General features: G+C 70.2%; 17 protein-coding genes and 1 pseudogene. 13 read left to right on the forward strand and 5 right to left on the reverse strand.

The features are described 5' to 3' along the window. Positions 1-117: 117 nt before the first annotated feature. Together ABZY11_RS23565 and ABZY11_RS23570 are read left to right on the forward strand one after the other, a co-directional pair. Positions 118-270, forward strand: coding sequence for a hypothetical protein (locus tag ABZY11_RS23565; RefSeq protein ID WP_356481049.1), 153 nt, complete (start codon positions 118-120; stop codon positions 268-270). Positions 271-398: 128 nt separating this feature from the next. Then, on the forward strand, positions 399-593 hold the full coding sequence (locus tag ABZY11_RS23570; RefSeq protein WP_356481050.1) for a hypothetical protein: 195 nt from the start codon (positions 399-401) through the stop codon (positions 591-593). A 34-nt stretch (positions 594-627) separates the two neighbouring features. Here ABZY11_RS23570 and paaK read toward each other — a convergent pair whose 3' ends face one another. Next, positions 628-1,917, reverse strand: a complete 1,290-nt coding sequence (paaK, locus tag ABZY11_RS23575) for a phenylacetate--CoA ligase PaaK (protein WP_356481051.1) — start codon at positions 1,915-1,917, stop codon at positions 628-630. A 172-nt stretch (positions 1,918-2,089) separates the two neighbouring features. Here paaK and ABZY11_RS23580 point away from each other — a divergent pair, with 172 nt between their 5' ends. Further along, positions 2,090-3,613, forward strand: a complete 1,524-nt coding sequence (locus ABZY11_RS23580) for an alpha/beta hydrolase (RefSeq protein WP_356481052.1) — start codon at positions 2,090-2,092, stop codon at positions 3,611-3,613. A gap of 26 nt (positions 3,614-3,639) precedes the next feature. Here the strand turns inward: ABZY11_RS23580 and ABZY11_RS23585 are convergent, their stop codons facing one another. Beyond that, positions 3,640-5,268 carry an FAD-dependent monooxygenase gene (locus ABZY11_RS23585; RefSeq protein ID WP_356481053.1) on the reverse strand — a complete coding sequence of 543 codons (1,629 nt, stop codon included), beginning with the start codon at positions 5,266-5,268 and terminating at the stop codon, positions 3,640-3,642. A gap of 267 nt (positions 5,269-5,535) precedes the next feature. Between ABZY11_RS23585 and ABZY11_RS23590 the strand changes: the two genes are divergently transcribed. The 7 genes from ABZY11_RS23590 (at position 5,536) to ABZY11_RS23620 (ending at position 10,842) form a co-directional block, all read left to right on the forward strand. Further along, a complete protein-coding gene (locus tag ABZY11_RS23590) occupies positions 5,536-6,657 on the forward strand; it encodes a SchA/CurD-like domain-containing protein (protein WP_356481054.1) in 1,122 nt (373 codons plus the stop codon). A gap of 76 nt (positions 6,658-6,733) precedes the next feature. Further along, positions 6,734-7,168 carry a cupin domain-containing protein gene (locus ABZY11_RS23595; RefSeq protein WP_356481055.1) on the forward strand — a complete coding sequence of 145 codons (435 nt, stop codon included), beginning with the start codon at positions 6,734-6,736 and terminating at the stop codon, positions 7,166-7,168. Beyond that, positions 7,165-8,433, forward strand: a complete 1,269-nt coding sequence (locus tag ABZY11_RS23600; protein WP_356481056.1) for a beta-ketoacyl-[acyl-carrier-protein] synthase family protein — start codon at positions 7,165-7,167, stop codon at positions 8,431-8,433. The genes ABZY11_RS23595 and ABZY11_RS23600 overlap by 4 nt, the downstream gene beginning before the upstream one ends. Further along, entirely contained in the window at positions 8,430-9,680 is a 1,251-nt protein-coding gene (locus ABZY11_RS23605) for a ketosynthase chain-length factor (RefSeq protein ID WP_356481057.1), read from the forward strand. Before ABZY11_RS23600 ends, ABZY11_RS23605 begins: the two co-directional genes overlap by 4 nt. A gap of 15 nt (positions 9,681-9,695) precedes the next feature. Then, positions 9,696-9,953 (forward strand): acyl carrier protein, encoded by a 258-nt coding sequence (locus ABZY11_RS23610; RefSeq protein ID WP_356481058.1) that lies wholly within the window; start codon positions 9,696-9,698, stop codon positions 9,951-9,953. A 1-nt stretch (position 9,954) separates the two neighbouring features. Next, positions 9,955-10,434, forward strand: coding sequence for an SRPBCC family protein (locus tag ABZY11_RS23615; protein WP_356481059.1), 480 nt, complete (start codon positions 9,955-9,957; stop codon positions 10,432-10,434). Between the two features lie 75 nt (positions 10,435-10,509). Then, a complete protein-coding gene (locus ABZY11_RS23620; RefSeq protein WP_356481060.1) occupies positions 10,510-10,842 on the forward strand; it encodes a TcmI family type II polyketide cyclase in 333 nt (110 codons plus the stop codon). Between the two features lie 72 nt (positions 10,843-10,914). Here ABZY11_RS23620 and ABZY11_RS23625 read toward each other — a convergent pair whose 3' ends face one another. From ABZY11_RS23625 to ABZY11_RS23635, 3 genes are all read right to left on the reverse strand, one after another. After that, positions 10,915-11,997: a methyltransferase gene (locus ABZY11_RS23625; protein WP_356481061.1), complete on the reverse strand. Its 1,083-nt coding sequence runs from the start codon at positions 11,995-11,997 to the stop codon at positions 10,915-10,917. Positions 11,998-12,031: 34 nt separating this feature from the next. Then, the gene (locus tag ABZY11_RS23630; RefSeq protein ID WP_356481062.1) at positions 12,032-13,030 is read right to left on the reverse strand and encodes a right-handed parallel beta-helix repeat-containing protein; all 999 of its coding nucleotides are present in this window, start codon (positions 13,028-13,030) and stop codon (positions 12,032-12,034) included. A gap of 198 nt (positions 13,031-13,228) precedes the next feature. After that, complete coding sequence (locus ABZY11_RS23635) at positions 13,229-14,857, reverse strand: acyl-CoA synthetase (protein ID WP_356481063.1); 1,629 nt, start codon at positions 14,855-14,857, stop codon at positions 13,229-13,231. Positions 14,858-15,024: 167 nt separating this feature from the next. Between ABZY11_RS23635 and ABZY11_RS23640 the strand changes: the two genes are divergently transcribed. The 3 genes and pseudogenes from ABZY11_RS23640 to ABZY11_RS23650 form a co-directional block, all read left to right on the forward strand. Further along, positions 15,025-15,825 carry a crotonase/enoyl-CoA hydratase family protein gene (locus ABZY11_RS23640; RefSeq protein ID WP_356481064.1) on the forward strand — a complete coding sequence of 267 codons (801 nt, stop codon included), beginning with the start codon at positions 15,025-15,027 and terminating at the stop codon, positions 15,823-15,825. Positions 15,826-15,840: 15 nt separating this feature from the next. Then, on the forward strand, positions 15,841-16,785 hold the full coding sequence (locus ABZY11_RS23645; protein WP_356481065.1) for an OB-fold domain-containing protein: 945 nt from the start codon (positions 15,841-15,843) through the stop codon (positions 16,783-16,785). Next, positions 16,786-17,004: pseudogene (locus ABZY11_RS23650) on the forward strand (hypothetical protein); the annotation flags it as partial.

Here is a 17,004-nt window from a genome sequence, read left to right on the forward strand (position 1 = left end):
CCGCGGTCGGCCTCCGGACCGGGCTTCGGTCCTGGCCGTCCGGACCGCCCGCGGCCGGGCGACGCCCATGAGCGCACCGCGACGGGGCCGTCAGGACATGGGCCGTCGGGCCACGGTGTGTCCGGTCCCGGGGCCGAGTTCACCGCCGACCACCTCGGACGGGTGGTGGTCCTGCGCGGCGCGGCGCCGTCCGAGCTGCTGGTGCGGTACGCGCGTGGGTTCCTGCTGCGAGCGCCCGCATCGCGGACTGCGGTCCGGGGGAGCCGCTGACGTCGCAGGACCCGGTTCCAGCGCAGCTACCCGCTGCGGTACGGCGTCGAGCCGGGCCCACGCAGACGAGTGCCGCGTTCGACCAGGCGCAGCTGCCGGCCCGGGCGTGGGCCCGCGACGGCGGGACGGTGCCCGAGGGGACGTGCCGGGCGTTGCGTGAGCACGTCCACCGCGGGCTCAACGGCGTCTACAGCTTCGTCGACGGCGGCCGGTCCCCGCTGAGCTTCCCGGACGGCACCTCGGACCCGACGTCGGGCCTGACACTGAGCACGTCGCAGATCCAGGACGGGCGCTCGGTGGTGCTGAGCCCGCCCTCCGACTGAGCCGGAGCCGCCCCGGAACGGCTCCCGCAGCGCCCTAATGCCCGCCGCGCTCGTCCACGATCCGCCTGAACTTGCCGACCGACCTCTCCAGCGTCTCCGGATCGACGATCTCGACCCCGACCGACACCCCGATCCCGTCCTTGACGGCTGCCGTGATCGACGCCGCGGCCGCCGCCCGCTGCTCCGGGGTGGCCTCCGCTCGTGCCTCCGCCCGTACGGTCAGCGCGTCGAGACGGCCCTCGCGGGTCAGCCGCAACTGGAAGTGCGGCGCCACCCCCGGAGTGCGCAGCACGATCTCCTCGATCTGGGTCGGGAAGAGATTCACGCCGCGCAGGATCACCAGATCGTCGCTGCGCCCGGTCACCTTCTCCATCCGCCGGAACACCCGGGCCGTGCCCGGCAGCAGCCGGGTCAGGTCCCGCGTCCGGTAGCGGATCACCGGCATGGCCTCCTTGGTGAGCGAGGTGAAGACCAGCTCACCCTCCTCGCCCTCCGGCAGCACCGCCCCGGTGAACGGATCGACGATCTCGGGATAGAAGTGGTCCTCCCAGATGTGCAGCCCGTCCTTGGTCTCGACGCACTCCTGCGCCACACCGGGCCCCATCACCTCCGAAAGGCCGTAGATGTCGACCGCGTCGATCGCGAACCGCTCCTCGATCTCGCGCCGCATCTCCTCCGTCCACGGCTCGGCACCGAAGATCCCGACCTTCAGGGAGGTCGTACGCGGATCGACGCCCTGTCGTTCGAACTCGTCGAGGAGGGTCAGCATGTACGACGGGGTCACCATGATGATCTCGGGCCGGAAGTCCTGGATCAGCTGGACCTGGCGGGCGGTCATGCCCCCCGAGGCGGGGATGACCGTGCAGCCGAGCCGCTCCGCCCCGTAGTGCGCGCCGAGCCCACCGGTGAACAGCCCGTATCCGTACGCCACGTGGACCTTCTGCCCGGGACGCCCGCCGGCGGCCCGGATGGAGCGGGCGACCACGTCGGCCCAGGTGTCCAGGTCCCGCTGGGTGTAGCCGACGACGGTCGGACGGCCGGTCGTCCCGCTGGACGCGTGGATCCGGCGTACGCGCTCCTCGGGGACGGCGAACATGCCGAAGGGGTAGTTGTCCCGCAGGTCGGCCTTGGTCGTGAAGGGGAATCGGGCGAGATCGGCGAGCGTACGGCAGTCGTCCGGGCGCAGTCCGGCCTTGTCGAACGCGGCCCGGTAGTGGCCGACGTTCTCGTACGCGTGGTGCAGTGTGGCCCGCAGCCGCTCCAGCTGGAGTGCTTCCAGCTCGTCCCGGCCCAGTCGTTCCGCCTCGTCCAGCAGAGACGTCATCCGGATCTCCCTCTTCCGAGCAGACGACCGATCATTCGGTCGATCTTTCGAGAGTAGTAATTCAGGATGTTCCGCCACCTGGCAAGAGGAGTGACGCAGCTCATCCGCATCGCGGATTCGCTCGTACCGAACATGGGTGCGCCGCCCGTACGGCCCTGTTTGGATGGCGTGCATGCCGATCTTCCACGCATACGACGGGACCGAACTCGCCTACCGCCTTCTGGGGAAGGGCACACCGCTGATCTGTCTGCCCGGCGGACCGATACGGGCCGGTGCATACCTGGGGGACCTCGGCGGACTCTCCGCCCACCGCCGGCTCGTGGTGCCGGATCCGCGCGGCGCCGGGGGCTCCGCGGTGCCGGACGACCCGTCGGCCTACCGTTGCGACCGGCTGGTCGACGACATCGAGGCGCTGCGCGAACACCTCGGCGAGGACCGCATCGACCTGCTCGCCCACTCCGCCGCCGGGAACCTGGCCGCGCTCTATGCCGCGAGATACCCCGAGCGGCTGCGTACCCTCACGCTCGTCACCCCCGGCACCCGGGCGGTCGGCATCGAGGTCACCGAACAGGACTGGCGCGAGGCGAGTGAACTCCGGCGCGACGAACCGTGGTTCCCGGCCGCACGGGCCGCCCTGGACGAATTTCTGGCGGGCCGGGCCTCGGACGATGTCCGGGCCGCTGTCGTGCCGCTCACCTACGGGCGCTGGGACGAGGCCGCCCGCGCCCATGCCGCGGCCGGTCCCGGACAGACCAACTCCGGTGCCGCCGCCTTCTATTACGAGGACGGGGCCTTCGAACCCGCCGCCACCGCCGCCGCGCTGGCGGCGGTCACCGCACCGGTGCTCGTGCTCGCGGGGGAGTACGACGGAGGGCCGACCCCGGACCGCGCCGCCGAACTGGTCGCGCTCTTCCCGGACGCCGAGTTCGTCGTGCAGCGCGGCGCCGCGCACTTCCCGTGGCTGGACGATCCGGGTGCCTTCGTCCGTACGATGGAAGCCTTCCTCGACCCGGACGTACACAGCGTGCAGGCCGGTGGCACCCGGCTCGCCTACCGCGTGTGGGGAGACCCGTCGGCACCGCCCGTCGTGCTCGCCCACGGCCGCTGCGGCGACAGCAGGACCTGGACCGCGATCGCCGAGCAGCTCGCGGCCGAACACCGGGTTTACGCCTTCGACTTCCGCGGCCACGGGCTCAGCGAATGGCCCGGCCGCTACTCCTTCGAACTGTTCCGGGACGATCTGCATGCCTTCCTGGAGGTCCGCAACCTGGCGGGAGCGACCGTGGTCGGGCACTCCATGGGTGCCGCTGCCGCCTGTCTGCTCGCCGAGCGGGAACCCGGGCTGATCGGCCGGCTCGTCCTGGAGGAGGTACCGCCACCGTTCCCGCTCGATCCGCCGCGCGACCCCGCCGAACGGCCCGACGGGGAAACGGACTTCGACTGGCCGGTGGTGCCGTCGACCGATGCCCAGCTGAACGAGCCGGACCCTGCCTGGCGGGAACGCCTCGGCGGGATCACCGCCCCGACCCTCGTCATCGGCGGCGGCCCCACCAGCCAGATCGCCCAGGAAAGGCTGGTCTGGATGGCGGGGCGGATACCCGACGGCCGGTTCGTCACCATCGACGCCGGACACCTCGTCCACACCGAGCGACCGGACGAATTCCTCGCGGAACTAAGGGCGTTCGGCCTGTCCTGAGTCCGTCGCGGGTACCGACGCCGAGGTCAGGAACGGTGCAGCAGGGAGGTCAGGACCTCGTGGAGGGTGCTCTCGGCATCCGCCGCGGGGCCCGTCGACCGCCAGGCCACGAAACCGTCGGGACGCACCAGCACGGCACCTTCGGACGTCGTCCCGTGGAGCTCGGCCCAGTCCGCGCCGTTCTCCGGCTCCAGATCGGCGCCCGGCCCGATGCCGTACGCCTGGAGCCTTACCGAGAGCCGGTCGGCGACCCGTGCCGCCGCCCGGCGCCACGCCACGTCCTCACCGTCCGTGAGCAGCACCAGCGTCTGCTCGTACAGATCCAGTGTGGACTTGCGCTCGCCGCCCTGATGGACCCACAGATGCGGTGCGCGACTTCCTGGTTCACCGTTCAACTGCACCCCCTGCGGCACCACCGGCTGCTCGGGGTCGGTGCCCAGCACCGCGCCGCGGACATAGCGGTAGCCCAGCGCCACGCTGAGCATGCCGCCCTGCTTTCCGCCGCCCACACCCGGCGCCGCGGAGTACCCAGGGTGGCTGTGCTCGCTGGAGCGCGCCGAAGCCCGTGCGCTCGTCGCCCGCGCCACCGGCAGCCGCTCCGCCCCGTACGTGTCCAGCAGACCGGGGCCCGCCTCGCCCTTCAGTACGGCGGCGAGCTTCCAGGCCAGGTTGTGCGCGTCCTGGATACCGGTATTGGAGCCGAACGCCCCGGTGGGGGACATCTCGTGGGCCGAGTCACCGGCGAGGAAGACCCGGCCGGAGGAGTACCGTTCGGCGACCCGCTCCGCGGCGTGCCACGGCGCCTTGCCGGTGATCTCGATGTCGATGTCCGGAGCGCCGACCGCGGTGCGGATGTGCTCGGCACACCGCTCTTCGGTGAAGTCCTCCATGGTTTCGCCGAGTTGGGGCTGCCACGGCGCGTGGAACACCCAGTCCTTCTTGTTGTCGACCGGCAACAGGGCACCGTCCGCTGCCGGGTTGGTGAGATAGCAGACGATGAACCGCCGGTCGCCGAGCACGTCGGCGAGCTGCCGGGAGCGGAAGGTGATGCTGACGTTGTGGAACAGGTCGCCGGGGCCCGTACGGTCGATGCGCAGCTGGTCACGGATGGAGCTGCGCGGCCCGTCGGCGGCGATGAGGTAGTCCGCGCGCACATTGATGTGCTCGCCGGTCTCCCGGTTCTTCAGCGCCGCGTCCACCCCTGACGGGTCCTGGTCGAAGCTCTGCATCTCGGTGGAGAACCGCAGGTCACCGCCCTGTTCCCGGGCCTGCTTCAGCAGCACCGGCTCCAGGTCGTTCTGGCTGCACAGGCACCAGCCGGTCGGACTGAACCGGGCGATCCCGCCACCCGGGTCGATCTCCTTGAACAGCCACTCCTGGTCGTCCCCGGTGAGCGAACCGGCTTGCAGAATGCCGTGGTTGTCGGCGAGGACCGAAGCCGCCTGCCGGATGCCCGCCTCGGCACCCGCCGTGCGGAACACCTCCATCGTGCGGACGTTGTTGCCGCGGCCGCGCGGGTGTGTCGAGGTGGACCGGTGCTTCTCGACCAGCAGGTGCTCGATACCGAGCCGGCCGAGGAAAAGTGAGGCGGACAGGCCCACCAGGGAGCCGCCCACGATGAGGACCGGTACGCGAATGTCGACGTTCTCGTTCATCAGTTGCTCCAGCTCGGACGCCGTTCGGATGCATTGTTCAATGCCCTGGTGAGAGCGGTTCGGACGGCCGCTCACCTGAACGGTTCATAAATCTCGCGCCACCCGGACCAGCGTTTCACGATCGGTCACGGAGACGACGCCCGCGGTCAAGGGGGCGGACCATTCACATCCGCCGGGAGAGTCCCCGCTCCGAATCCACTCGCCAACCGACGGTTGACGGCATGCCACCCGGCTCGACCACGAAACCGTCTCGAAGGAGATCGAAAGATGACCACCACACTCTCGGAACGGATCTCCCAGTCCGCCTTCGACGGATCCCGGCTGCGCGTCGTGCTGCTGCTGGACCTCTACGACGGGGCCCAGAAGGAGTTCCTGGAGGCGTACGAGCACCTGCGCAATCAGGTGGCATCCGTACCCGGGCACATCAGCGACCAGCTGTGCCAGTCCATCGAGAACCCCTCTCAGTGGCTGATCACCAGCGAATGGGACAGCGCACCCCCGTTCCTCGCCTGGGTGAACAGCGAGGAGCACGTCGCGACGGTCCAGCCGCTGCACAACTGCGTGCGCGACACCCGGTCGCTGCGCTTCAGCGTCCTGCGGGAGACCGGGAAGGCGTTCGAGATGGCGTCCGAGCCGGCCAAGGGCCGCCTCCAGGCGTCTCCGCGCCTGGGCGACGGGGTGGTGCGCCACGCGCTCACCTTCACCGTCAAGCCGGGCACCGAGGACATCGTGGCCAAGATCCTGGCCGACTACGAGTCCCCCAACGCACGGGTCGACCAGGACACCCGACTGCGCCGCACCTCGCTCTTCATGCACGGAAACCGCGTCGTGCGGGCCGTCGAGGTCGAGGGCGACCTGCTCGCCGCCCTGCGTCACGTCGCCCGGCAGCCCGAGGTCAGGGCCGTCGAAGAGGCGATCAACCCGTATCTGGAGCAGGACCGGGACCTCAGCGACCCGGACTCCGCCCGGATGTTCTTCACCCGGGCGGCGCTCCCCACCGTCCACCACGTGACCGCCGGCCGGCACAAGGCCGAGGACATCCGACGGCACGCACTCTTCTACCAGGCCAAGGAGGGCTGCGGCATGGCACTCGCCCGGCTCCTGGCCGAACACGACGAGGAGGCGGCCGACGACCCGGCGAGCATCATTGACAGCAGCACCATCTTCCAGCGCGACGACGTCGTCGTCCGCCTTCTCGAAGCGGTCGAACCCATCGACGCGCAGCCTGCTCAGGCGGTGGGCATCGACGGCCCCGGCAAGGTGGCAAGGCTCGGGCGCCTCCTCGACGGCGGCAGCAATGCCGTGCCCACGGACGAGCAGGGGATCTCGCGCTTCCTGAAGCAGTCCGAGATGGCCCTGATCACAGATCGGCGGGCCATGGAGTCCTGAACCGCGCATCCGCACCCTGGGGGGTTCTCGCTCAACCCGTCAATACAACGCGCAATGCGCCAGGAGGAAAGCAGTCATGACCATGCACCGGCCACGCATCGTGGACCTCAGTGAGACGCAGCCCAACCGCAGGCGCGGAGGAGACCTTCGCGCCATGCTCACGCCGACAGCGGTGGGAGCCACCAGTGGCTTCATGGGCCTGGCGATCGTTCAGCCCGGCGACCGCATCGGCGAGCACTACCACCCGTACTCCGAGGAGTTCGTGTACGTCGTGAACGGTCTGCTGGAAGTGGACCTGGACGGTGAACCGCACCAGATGCGGCCCGACCAGGGCCTGCTGATTCCTCCCCATGTACGCCACCGATTCCGCAACGTGGGCGACGTCGAGGCACGCATGGTCTTCCACCTCGGCCCGCTCGCCCCGCGTCCGGAGCTCGGCCACGTCGACACCGAGCACACGGAATCCGCCGACCGCGTCACGCCTCCGGAACGATCGGAGGCCGCCTCATGACCCGCCGCGTGGCGGTCACCGGCGTAGGCGTCGTCGCCCCTGGCGGCATCGGCGCCCCCGCCTTCTGGGACCTCCTCGCGAACGGACGCACCGCGACGCGGGGCATCACACTCTTCGACCCGGCCGGCTTCCGCTCCCGCATCGCCGCCGAGTGCGACTTCGACCCGGCGGCTCACGGACTGGACGCCGACACCGTCGAACGGTCGGACCGCTACATCCAGTTCGCGATGGTGGCCGCCAGGGAGGCCCTCGGCGACGCCGGTCTCGACCTGGAGAAGGTGGACCCCTGGCGCATGGGGGTGTCGCTGGGCACCGCGGTCGGCGGCACCACCCGACTGGAGCACGACTACGTCGCCGTCAGCGAGAGGGGTGCCCGCTGGGACGTCGACCACCATCCGGCCGGTCCGCACCTGGAGCGGGCCTTCTCACCCAGCTCCCTCGCCTCGGCGGTGGCCGAGCAGGTCGGTGCGCACGGCCCGGTGCAGACCGTCTCCACGGGCTGCACCTCCGGCCTCGACGCGATCGGGTACGCCTTCCAGTCCATCGAGGAGGGCCGCGTCGATGTGTGCATCGCCGGGGCGTCCGACTCACCGATCACCCCGATCACCGTGGCGTGCTTCGACGCGATCAAGGCCACATCGGCGAACAACGACGACGCGGAGCACGCCTCCCGGCCGTTCGACGCGCGCCGCGACGGCTTCGTCATGGGCGAGGGCGGCGCCGTCCTCGTCCTGGAGGAGCTGGAACACGCCCGCGCCCGCGGTGCCACCGTGTACTGCGAGATCGCGGGCTACGCCACCTTCGGCAACGCCTACCACATGACCGGGCTGACCCCCGAGGGCCTGGAGATGGCCGAGGCGATCAACCGGGCGCTGGGCCACGCCCGCATGGACGGCTCGCAGATCGACTACGTCAACGCGCACGGCTCGGGCACCAAGCAGAACGACCGGCACGAGACGGCCGCCGTGAAGCGGGCACTGGGCGCGCACGCCTTCGACACCCCGATGAGTTCGATCAAATCCATGGTCGGCCACTCGCTCGGGGCGATCGGCGCCATAGAAATCGCGGCCTGCGTACTCGCCCTGGTGCACCAGACGGTGCCGCCGACGGCGAACTACGAGAGCCCCGACCCCGAATGCGACCTCGACTACGTGCCGCGCACCGCACGCCCGATGAAGCTGCGCAGCGTCCTCTCGGTGGGCAGCGGATTCGGGGGCTTCCAGTCCGCCGTGGTCCTGACCAGAACAGGTGGGAGGACACCATGAGAACCCGCAAAGCCCGGCGCACCGTCGTCACCGGCATCGGTGTGGTCGCCCCCAACGGCACCAACACCGAGGCCTTCTGGAAGCGGACGCACGAAGGAATGAGCGTCCTGGACCGGGTCACCCGCGAGGGCTGCGAACACCTGCCCCTGCGGGTCGCGGGCGAGGTGCGGGGATTCGAGGCGGCCGAGCTGATCGAGGAGCGCTTCCTCGTCCAGACCGACAAGTTCACGCACTTCGCGATGGCCGCCGCGGACATCGCGCTGGACGACGCCCGGCTCGGCCGCGCCGACTACGAGAACTCACCCTTCGACGTCGGCGTGGTGACCGCCGCCGGGTCCGGCGGCGGCGAGTTCGGCCAGCGTGAACTCCAGCGGCTGTGGGGGCAGGGCTCCACCTACGTGGGCCCCTACCAGTCCATCGCCTGGTTCTACGCGGCCAGCACCGGCCAGATCTCGATCCGCGGCGGCTTCAAGGGGCCGTGCGCGGTCGTGGCCAGCGACGAGGCCGGCGGTCTGGACGCACTGGCGCATGCCGCCCGTTCCATCCGCGGCGGCACCGAGGCGGTGGTGGTCGGTGCGGCCGAGGCCCCGTTGGCGCCCTACTCGGTCGTCTGCCAGCTCGGGTACGAGGACCTGAGCACCGTCGAGGATCCCACCCGCGCCTACCGGCCGTTCACCTCGGAGGCCTGCGGCTTCGTGCCGGCCGAGGGCGGCGCCATGCTGGTGGTCGAGGAGGAGCAGTCGGCGCGCCGGCGCGGCGCCAAGGTCCGGGCCGAACTCGCCGGGCACGCCGCCACGTTCACCGGAGCGGCCAGGTGGGAGGAGTCCAGGGAGGGCCTCGCCCAGGCGATCATCGGCGCGCTGCGGGAGGCCGACTGCGCGCCGGACGAGATCGATGTCGTCTTCGCGGACGCTCTCGGCGTGCCCGCGGCCGACCGCGCCGAGGCGCTGGCGATCGCCGACGCCCTCGGCGCGCACGGCAAGCGGGTGCCGGTGACGGCGCCCAAGACCGGTATCGGGCGCGCCTATTGCGGTGCGCCGGTGCTGGACGCGGCCGCCGCGGTGCTCTCCATGGAGAACGCGCTCATACCGCCCACCCCGAACGTCTTCGAGGTGTGCCACGACCTCGACGTGGTCACCGGCTGTGCCCGCCCCGCCGAACTCCGGACGGCGCTGGTGCTCAGCCGCGGGCTCATGGGCTCGAACGCGGCGATGGTGCTGCGGCGCTCCACCGACCCCCAATCGTGAGAAGGAGAAGTCCTCATGACCGACCGACTGACCTACACGGAACTCGCCGTCCTGATGAAGAAGGGCGCCGGAGTCACCGTCGACCCCCGCGACATGGAGAAGCGTCCCGGTTCGGCCTTCGACGAGTACGGCCTCGACTCGCTGGGCCTGCTCGGCATCGTGGGCGTGCTGGAGAACCGGCACGGCCGGGCGCTGCCGGCCGACGCCGACCGCTGCAAGACCCCCCAGGAATTCCTCGACCTCGTCAACAACAGCCTCATGACAGGAGCCTGACGTGCCCGGACACACCGAGAACGAGATCACCATCGCCGCCCCCCTGGACCTGGTCTGGGACGTGACGAACGATCTGGAGAACTGGCCGCGGCTGTTCAGTGAGTACGCCGCGGTAGAGATCATCGAAAGGAACGGCGACAGCACGACCTTCCGTCTGACGATGCACCCCGACGAGAACGACAAGGTGTGGAGCTGGGTCTCCGAGCGGACCGTGGACCGTGCCGGGCGCACGGTCCACGCGCGTCGTGTCGAGCCCGGTCCGTTCCAGCACATGAAGATCCGGTGGGAGTACTCCGAGGTTCCCGGCGGCACGAAGATGCACTGGACCCAGGACTTCGCGATGCGTCCCGACGCACCCGTCGACGACGCCTGGATGACCGACAACATCAACCGCAACTCCAAGGTGCAGATGGAGCTGATCCGGGACAAGATCGAGCAGCGTGACCGGGAGCGCCGCACCGCCCCGGTCGGGGCCAACTGACCAGCCATCCGCCCACGGCCCGGCACCCGGCCCCAGGGCCGGGTGCCGGGCCGGGAACCAGAAAGGCATCTCCCGATGCATCACGCTCTGATCGTCGCCCGGATGGCACCGGGTTCGGCGCCGGACATCGCCGATCTGTTCGCGGCCTCCGACAGCGGCGAACTGCCGCACCTCGTCGGCGTGACCAGGCGCAAGCTCTTCCAGTTCGGTGATGTGTATCTGCACCTGATCGAGTCGGAGCGCCCGCCGGGCCCCGAGATCGCGAAGGTGACCGAGCACCCGGAGTTCAGGGACATCAGCGAAAAGCTCACCGCCTACGTCAGCGCGTACGACCCGCAGACCTGGCGTGGTCCCAAGGACGCCATGGCCCACGAGTTCTACGCGTGGGAGCGCGGCACCCCCGCTTGAGACGGACGATCGCCCCGGGTCCGGCCGAGAGGCCGTGCCCGGGGCGATCTGCGTGTCGGGGGAGGAGAGAGGTCAGCCGGGGACCACGCACTGGAACGCGTCGAGGTAGGGGTTGACCGCGACGACCTCGCCGATCAGCAGCCCGGCGTCCGAGATCCGGGTGACCAGGCTCTCCCTGGTGTGCTTCGCGCCGCCGACGTTGAGGAGCAGCAGCAGGTCCATCGCGGTGGTGAACCGCATCGAGGGGGTGTCGTCGACGAGATTCTCGATGACGACGACCCTGGCTCCCGGACGGGCCGCCGCGACGACGTTGCGCAGCGTCCGGCGGGTGCTCTCGTCGTCCCACTCCAGGATGTTCTTGATGATGTAGAGGTCGGCCTCGACGGGGATGGCCTCACGGCAGTCCCCGGCGACGATCCGGGTCCGGTCGACGAGCGCGCCCTCGTCCCGCAGCCGGGAGTCGGCCCGGGCCACCACGCCCGGCAGGTCCATCAGGGTGCCGTGGAGCGACGGGTCCTTCTCCAGCAGGCTCGCCAGTACGTGCCCCTGGCCGCCGCCGATGTCGGCGACCGAGGACACCCCGGTGAGGTCGAGGAGTTCGGCGACGTCCAGCGCGGACTGCATGCTGGAGGTGGTCATCGCACGGTTGAAGATCTGCGCGGACTCGTGGGCGTCCTGGTGGAGGTATTCGAAGAACCCCTTGCCGTGCACGTCCGCGAAGACGCTCCTGCCGGTGCGTACCGCGTCGTCGAGGTGCGGCCAGACGTCCCAGGTCCAGGGCTCGGTGCACCACAGCGAGATGTAGCGCAGGCTGTTGGGGTCGTCCTCGCGCAGCAGGCGTGACATCTCCGTGTGGGCGAACTGCCCGTCCGGGGTCTCGGTGAAGATCCCGTAGCAGGACAGGGCGCGCAGCAGCCGCCGCAGCGGCGCCGGCTCGGCCTTCACCAGGGTCGCGAGCTCCTGTGCCGTCGCGGGCGTATCGCCCAGCGCGTCGGCGACGCCCAGGCGGGCGGCGGCCCGCACGGCGGCGGCCCTGGCCGCACCGAAGACGAGCTCACGCAGCTGCATGGCCGGCTGAGGGGGAGTGACGGGATGCGGGAGGGTGGCGTGTACGGGCGAGGGTGTGGGGGTGGGGGTGGGGCTCACAGTGGTCATGCTGTTTCGCTTCTCCTCGTGCGGGGTGCACCGGTCAGCACATACCGGCCGGTGCGGACTTGGCGCAGACGTTGTCGGTGAAGGTGTTGCCCTTGCCGGTGTCCCCATTGGCGAGGTCGGCCGGCTTGTTGCCGAGCGCGACGTTGCCGCTGATGGTGTTGCCGGTGTTCTTCGTGCCCACGAAGCTCTTGAACAGGACGACACCGCCGGACATGGGGGTGGCGCCGGCGTTGTCGCGGATCTTGTTCGAACGCACCTTGGTGTCCGCGGCGCCGGTGAGCACGATGCCGGAGCCCTGGAGGGCCGACAGCCGTTCGGTCGCGGAGCAGAACTTGTTGTTGCCGGTGATCTCGTTGGACTCGATCGTCATCGCGCCGGCCTGCGGCTTCCCTTCGTCGCCCACGACGAACACACCGGTGCAGTTGCCGGAGACGCTGTTGTCGTGGACCGACAGGTTCCGGACCCGCCTGGCGGTGAATCCGATCCGGTTGTCCGTCAGTGCGTTGTCCCGGACCTCGGTGCCCCGGGTGTCGGTGGCGCCGCCCTCCTTGTCGACGGTGTTCGCGACGAAGATGCCGGCGTCGCCGTTGGCACGGGCGGTGTTGCCGATGAACGCGCCGCGGGTGGAGCGCTCCTGGGCGATGCCCCAGACACCGTTGTGCTCGGAGGTGACCCGGCGGACGGTCAGCCGGTCGGTCCAGGAGGCCCAGACGCCGTTCTTCTTGAAACCGGAAAGGGTCAGCGATTCGACGCGGACGCCGTCCACGGTCTTGCCCGACCGGCCCTGGACGCAGATTCCGCTGCCGGCCTTCGCGCAGGCGTCGGCGGCCTTCGTGCCCGGCTCGGCCGGCCGGATCACGGTCTTGCTGCCGGAGCCGCGCAGGGTCAGATCGGGCTTGGTGACCAGGACGCTCTCCCGGTACGTGCCGGGCAGCAGGACGATGGTGTCACCCGGCTGGGCGGCGTCCACCGCTTTCTGGATCGACTCGCCCGGACTGACCTCGTACGAGTCCGTGGCCGAGGCGGAGGACATTCCGCACCCCGCAGCCGAGAGGATCACAATCGGGACAAAGGCCCTGATGTTTCGTTTCTTCATGAGCCGAAACTATGGGCGATCTCCTCCTGTTGCCACATAGGGTGAGCGGATGGGTCCGGAGCGTGCCCGAATGGGTGACGCGGGCTCCGCCGCCCGGTGACCGGGCCCGGTCCGCCCGCGCGGCCGGGCCCGCCCTCACTCCCCGGATCCGGGCCGCGGCGCGACGACCGAGCGGGCCCACCGGTAGTCGGCCTTGCCGCTCGGCGAGCGCTGGATCCGGTGGGTGATCACCAGCCGGCGGGGGATCTTGTAGCCCGCCAGCCGGGTCCGGCAGTGGGTCTGGAGATCGTCGAGCGTGGGCTCGGGCGCCCCTTCGCGAAGCTGCACCACCGCCGCGACACGATTGCCCCACCGTTCGTCGGGCACCGCGGCGACCAGTACGTCGTACACGTCCGGATGGGCCTTCAGCGCCTGCTCGACCTCTTCGGGGTACACCTTCTCGCCTCCGGTGTTGATGCACTGCGAGCCGCGGCCGAGGACCGTGACGATCCCGTCCTCGTCGACCGTCGCCATGTCACCGAGCAGGACCCATCGCTCGTCACCCCGGCGGAAGAACGTCTCCGCGGTCTTCCGCGGGTCGTTGTAGTACCCGAGCGGTACGTGTCCGCGCTGGGCGATCCGCCCCGGCTCACCCGGAGCCACCGGCTCGTACGTCGCCGGATCGACCACCGCCGTACGGGAGTTGACCTGGAGCCGGAATCCGTTCTCCGGGCCCGAGTCGGCCGTCGCCGTGCCGTTGAACCCGGACTCCGACGAGCCGAAGTTGTTCAGCAGCATCACCGTCGGCACCAGCGCCTGGAACTCCGCGCGCACCGAGTCCGACATGATCGCGCCCGAGCTGGACACGGAGAACATCGACGAGCAGTCGGTGCCCTTCATCGGGCCCTTCAGTGCGTCGATCAGCGGCCGCAGCATCGCGTCGCCCACCAGGGACACACTGGTGACCTTCTCCTTCTCGATCGTACGGAGCACCTCCTGCGGCACGAACTTGCGGTGCACCACGATCCGCTGCCCGAAGTTGAAACCGATGAAGGCGGTGAGCGTCGAGGTGCCGTGCATCAGCGGGGGAGTGGGGAAGAAGGTGATCCCCTCACCGCCCGCGGCCGCCCGCTCGGCCAGCTCCTGCGGGGACTTCACCGGTTCGCCGGTCGGTGCGCCCCCGCCGAGACCGGAGAAGAAGAGGTCCTCCTGGCGCCACATCACGCCCTTGGGCATTCCGGTGGTGCCACCGGTGTAGATGATGAACTGGTCGTCGGCCGAGCGCGGCGGGAAGCCGCGCTCCGGGCTGCCGGCTGCCTCGGCATCGGTGAACGCCACGGCGTCCGGACCCCGGACCCCCGCCTCCGGCGCGCCCACCCGCACCAGATGACGCAGGCCCGGGGCCTTCGGCGCGGCGGCCGCGACCCGCTCGTCGAACTCGGCGTCGAAGACCAGCGCGGCCAGATCCGCGTCCCGGTAGAGGTAGATCAACTCCTCTTCCACATAACGATAGTTCACATTGACGGGGACGATGCGGGCCTTCAGGCACGCCAGCACGGTCTGGAGGTACTCCACCCCGTTGTAGAGGTGCAGCCCCAGATGCTCGCCCGGGGCTATGCCCGCCTCCATCAGATGGTGGGCGACCCGGTTGGCCGCCGCGTCCAGCTCCGCATACGTCAGCCGGCGCTCCGCACCCGTGCCGGGATGGTCGACGTAGACGAGCGCCTCGCGTTCCGGGACCGCGTCGACGACCGACTCGAACAGGTCGGCAAGGTTGTACTCCACCGTTCCTCCTGACCCCGGAAGCTGACTGGCTCGGCGGTCATTAGAGCGCCGGGAGGTGCAACTGGGAAGGGGTGCCGCCGAGGAAATCTGACTAGCTGTCAGAAAACTATTGAACTGGGCCACCACCTACTGCAACCTGTTCTAGGTCTTTAGACGGGAGGCGGACAATGGGTGGTACGGAACACCTCGGCGTGCGGCGCGAGGGCGCCACGCTGGTGCTCACCCTGAACAGGCCGGAGGCGAAGAACGCACTGTCGCTGCCGATGCTGGTCGGGCTGTACGACGGCTGGCTGGCGGCGGACGAGGACGACACGATCCGCTCGGTGGTCCTCACCGGCGCGGGCGGCTGCTTCTGCGCAGGCATGGACCTCAAGGCCCTGTCGGGCAAGGGAATGGAGGGTGAGCAGTACCGGGACCGGATGACCGCCGACCCCGATCTGCACTGGAAGGCGATGCTGCGCCACCACCGCCCCCGGAAACCGGTCATCGCCGCCGTGGAGGGCCACTGCGTCGCGGGCGGCACCGAGATCCTCCAGGGCACCGACATCCGGATCGCCGGGGCGGGCGCCACCTTCGGGCTCTTCGAGGTGCGGCGCGGCCTCTTCCCCATCGGCGGGTCGACGGTCCGGCTGCCGCGCCAGATCGCCCGGACCCACGCACTCGAAATGCTTCTCACCGGACGCCCGTACAGCGCCGAGGAAGCGGCCGGCATCGGACTGATCGGCCGGGTCGTCCCCGACGGCACCGCGCTGGAGCAGGCCCTCGCCGTCGCCGAGCGGATCAACGCCTGCGGGCCGCTCGCCGTCGAAGCCGTCAAGGCCTCCGTGTACGAGACCGCCGAGATGACCGAGACCGAGGGACTGGCCGCCGAACTCAAGCGCGGATGGCCCCTCTTCGCGACCGACGACGCCAAGGAGGGCGCCCGCGCCTTCGCCGAGAAGCGCCCGCCCGTCTACCGGCGCGCCTGAGCCGAGGAGGCAACCGTGCCCGACGCCCTCAGCGCCCCGCTGGTGGTCGAATTCCCCTTCACCCGCTCCCTGGGCCCCGTCCAGAGCGCCTTCCTCACCGGACTGCGCGAACGCACCGTCCTCGGCGTCCGCACCGCCGGGGGAAAGATCCTGGTCCCGCCGGTCGAGTACGACCCCGTCACCGCGGAGGAGATCCGTGAACTGACCGAGGTCGCCGCCACCGGCACCGTCACCACCTGGGCCTGGAACCCCGCCCCCCGCCCCGGCCAGCCCCTGGACACCCCCTTCGCCTGGGTCCTCGTCCGGCTCGACGGCGCCGACACCGCCCTGCTGCACGCCCTCGCCGCACCCGGCCCCGACGCCGTGCACACCGGCATGCGGGTACGGATCCGCTGGGCCCCCGAACGGACCGGCGCGATCACGGACATCGCCTGCTTCGAACCGTACGACGGCAAGGACACCGGGCAATCCGCCCCGCACGACGGCGAGTTCACCGGCCCCGTCACCGGCATCGTCACCCCGGCCAGGCTCGACTACCGGTACACCCCCGGCCGCGCCCAGAGCGCGTACCTCGGCGCGCTCTCCCGACAGCGCATCGTCGGCGAGCGCTGCCCGTCCTGCCACAAGGTGTACGTACCGCCCCGCGGCGCCTGCCCCACCTGCGGTGTCGCCACCGCCGAACAGGTCGAGGTCGGCCCGCGCGGCACCGTGACCACGTTCTGCATCGTCAACATCAAGGCGAAGAATCTCGACATCGAAGTCCCCTACGTCTACGCGCACATCGCACTCGACGGAGCGGACCTCGCACTGCATGCGCGGATCGGCGGCATCCCGTACGACCAGGTGCGCATGGGTCTGCGCGTCGAACCCGTCTGGACCGAGGGCGGGCGGCACCCCGATCACTACCGGCCGACCGGCGAGCCGGACGCCGACTACGACGCGTACAAGGAGCTGCTGTAGATGCGAGACACGGCGATCGTCGCCTTCGCGCAGACGGACCATCTGCGGCACACCGACGAACTCTCCGAAGTCGAGATGCTGATGCCCGTGCTCCACCGGGTGCTCGACGCGACCGGGCTCAGGGCCGGCGACATCGCGCGCGTCCTGCCCGACGGCAACCTCGACTTCGTCGCCCGCGCCGACCACCAGGTCAAACTCCGCGGCTACCGCATCGAGCCC

The sequence above is a fragment of the Streptomyces sp. NPDC006510 genome (assembly GCF_040611955.1).
Taxonomy (GTDB): domain Bacteria; phylum Actinomycetota; class Actinomycetes; order Streptomycetales; family Streptomycetaceae; genus Streptomyces.

Bases quoted from the DNA above. Each gene is read 5' to 3' on its own strand.
- paaK (WP_356481051.1), bottom strand. From the start codon at position 1,917: ATGACGTCTCTGCTGGACGAGGCGGAACGACTGGGCCGGGACGAGCTG.
- ABZY11_RS23580 (WP_356481052.1), top strand. From the start codon at position 2,090: ATGCCGATCTTCCACGCATACGACGGGACCGAACTCGCCTACCGCCTT.
- ABZY11_RS23585 (WP_356481053.1), bottom strand. From the start codon at position 5,268: ATGAACGAGAACGTCGACATTCGCGTACCGGTCCTCATCGTGGGCGGC.
- ABZY11_RS23590 (WP_356481054.1), top strand. From the start codon at position 5,536: ATGACCACCACACTCTCGGAACGGATCTCCCAGTCCGCCTTCGACGGA.
- ABZY11_RS23595 (WP_356481055.1), top strand. From the start codon at position 6,734: ATGACCATGCACCGGCCACGCATCGTGGACCTCAGTGAGACGCAGCCC.
- ABZY11_RS23600 (WP_356481056.1), top strand. From the start codon at position 7,165: ATGACCCGCCGCGTGGCGGTCACCGGCGTAGGCGTCGTCGCCCCTGGC.
- ABZY11_RS23605 (WP_356481057.1), top strand. From the start codon at position 8,430: ATGAGAACCCGCAAAGCCCGGCGCACCGTCGTCACCGGCATCGGTGTG.
- ABZY11_RS23610 (WP_356481058.1), top strand. From the start codon at position 9,696: ATGACCGACCGACTGACCTACACGGAACTCGCCGTCCTGATGAAGAAG.
- ABZY11_RS23620 (WP_356481060.1), top strand. From the start codon at position 10,510: ATGCATCACGCTCTGATCGTCGCCCGGATGGCACCGGGTTCGGCGCCG.
- ABZY11_RS23625 (WP_356481061.1), bottom strand. From the start codon at position 11,997: ATGACCACTGTGAGCCCCACCCCCACCCCCACACCCTCGCCCGTACAC.
- ABZY11_RS23630 (WP_356481062.1), bottom strand. From the start codon at position 13,030: ATGTCCTCCGCCTCGGCCACGGACTCGTACGAGGTCAGTCCGGGCGAG.
- ABZY11_RS23640 (WP_356481064.1), top strand. From the start codon at position 15,025: ATGGGTGGTACGGAACACCTCGGCGTGCGGCGCGAGGGCGCCACGCTG.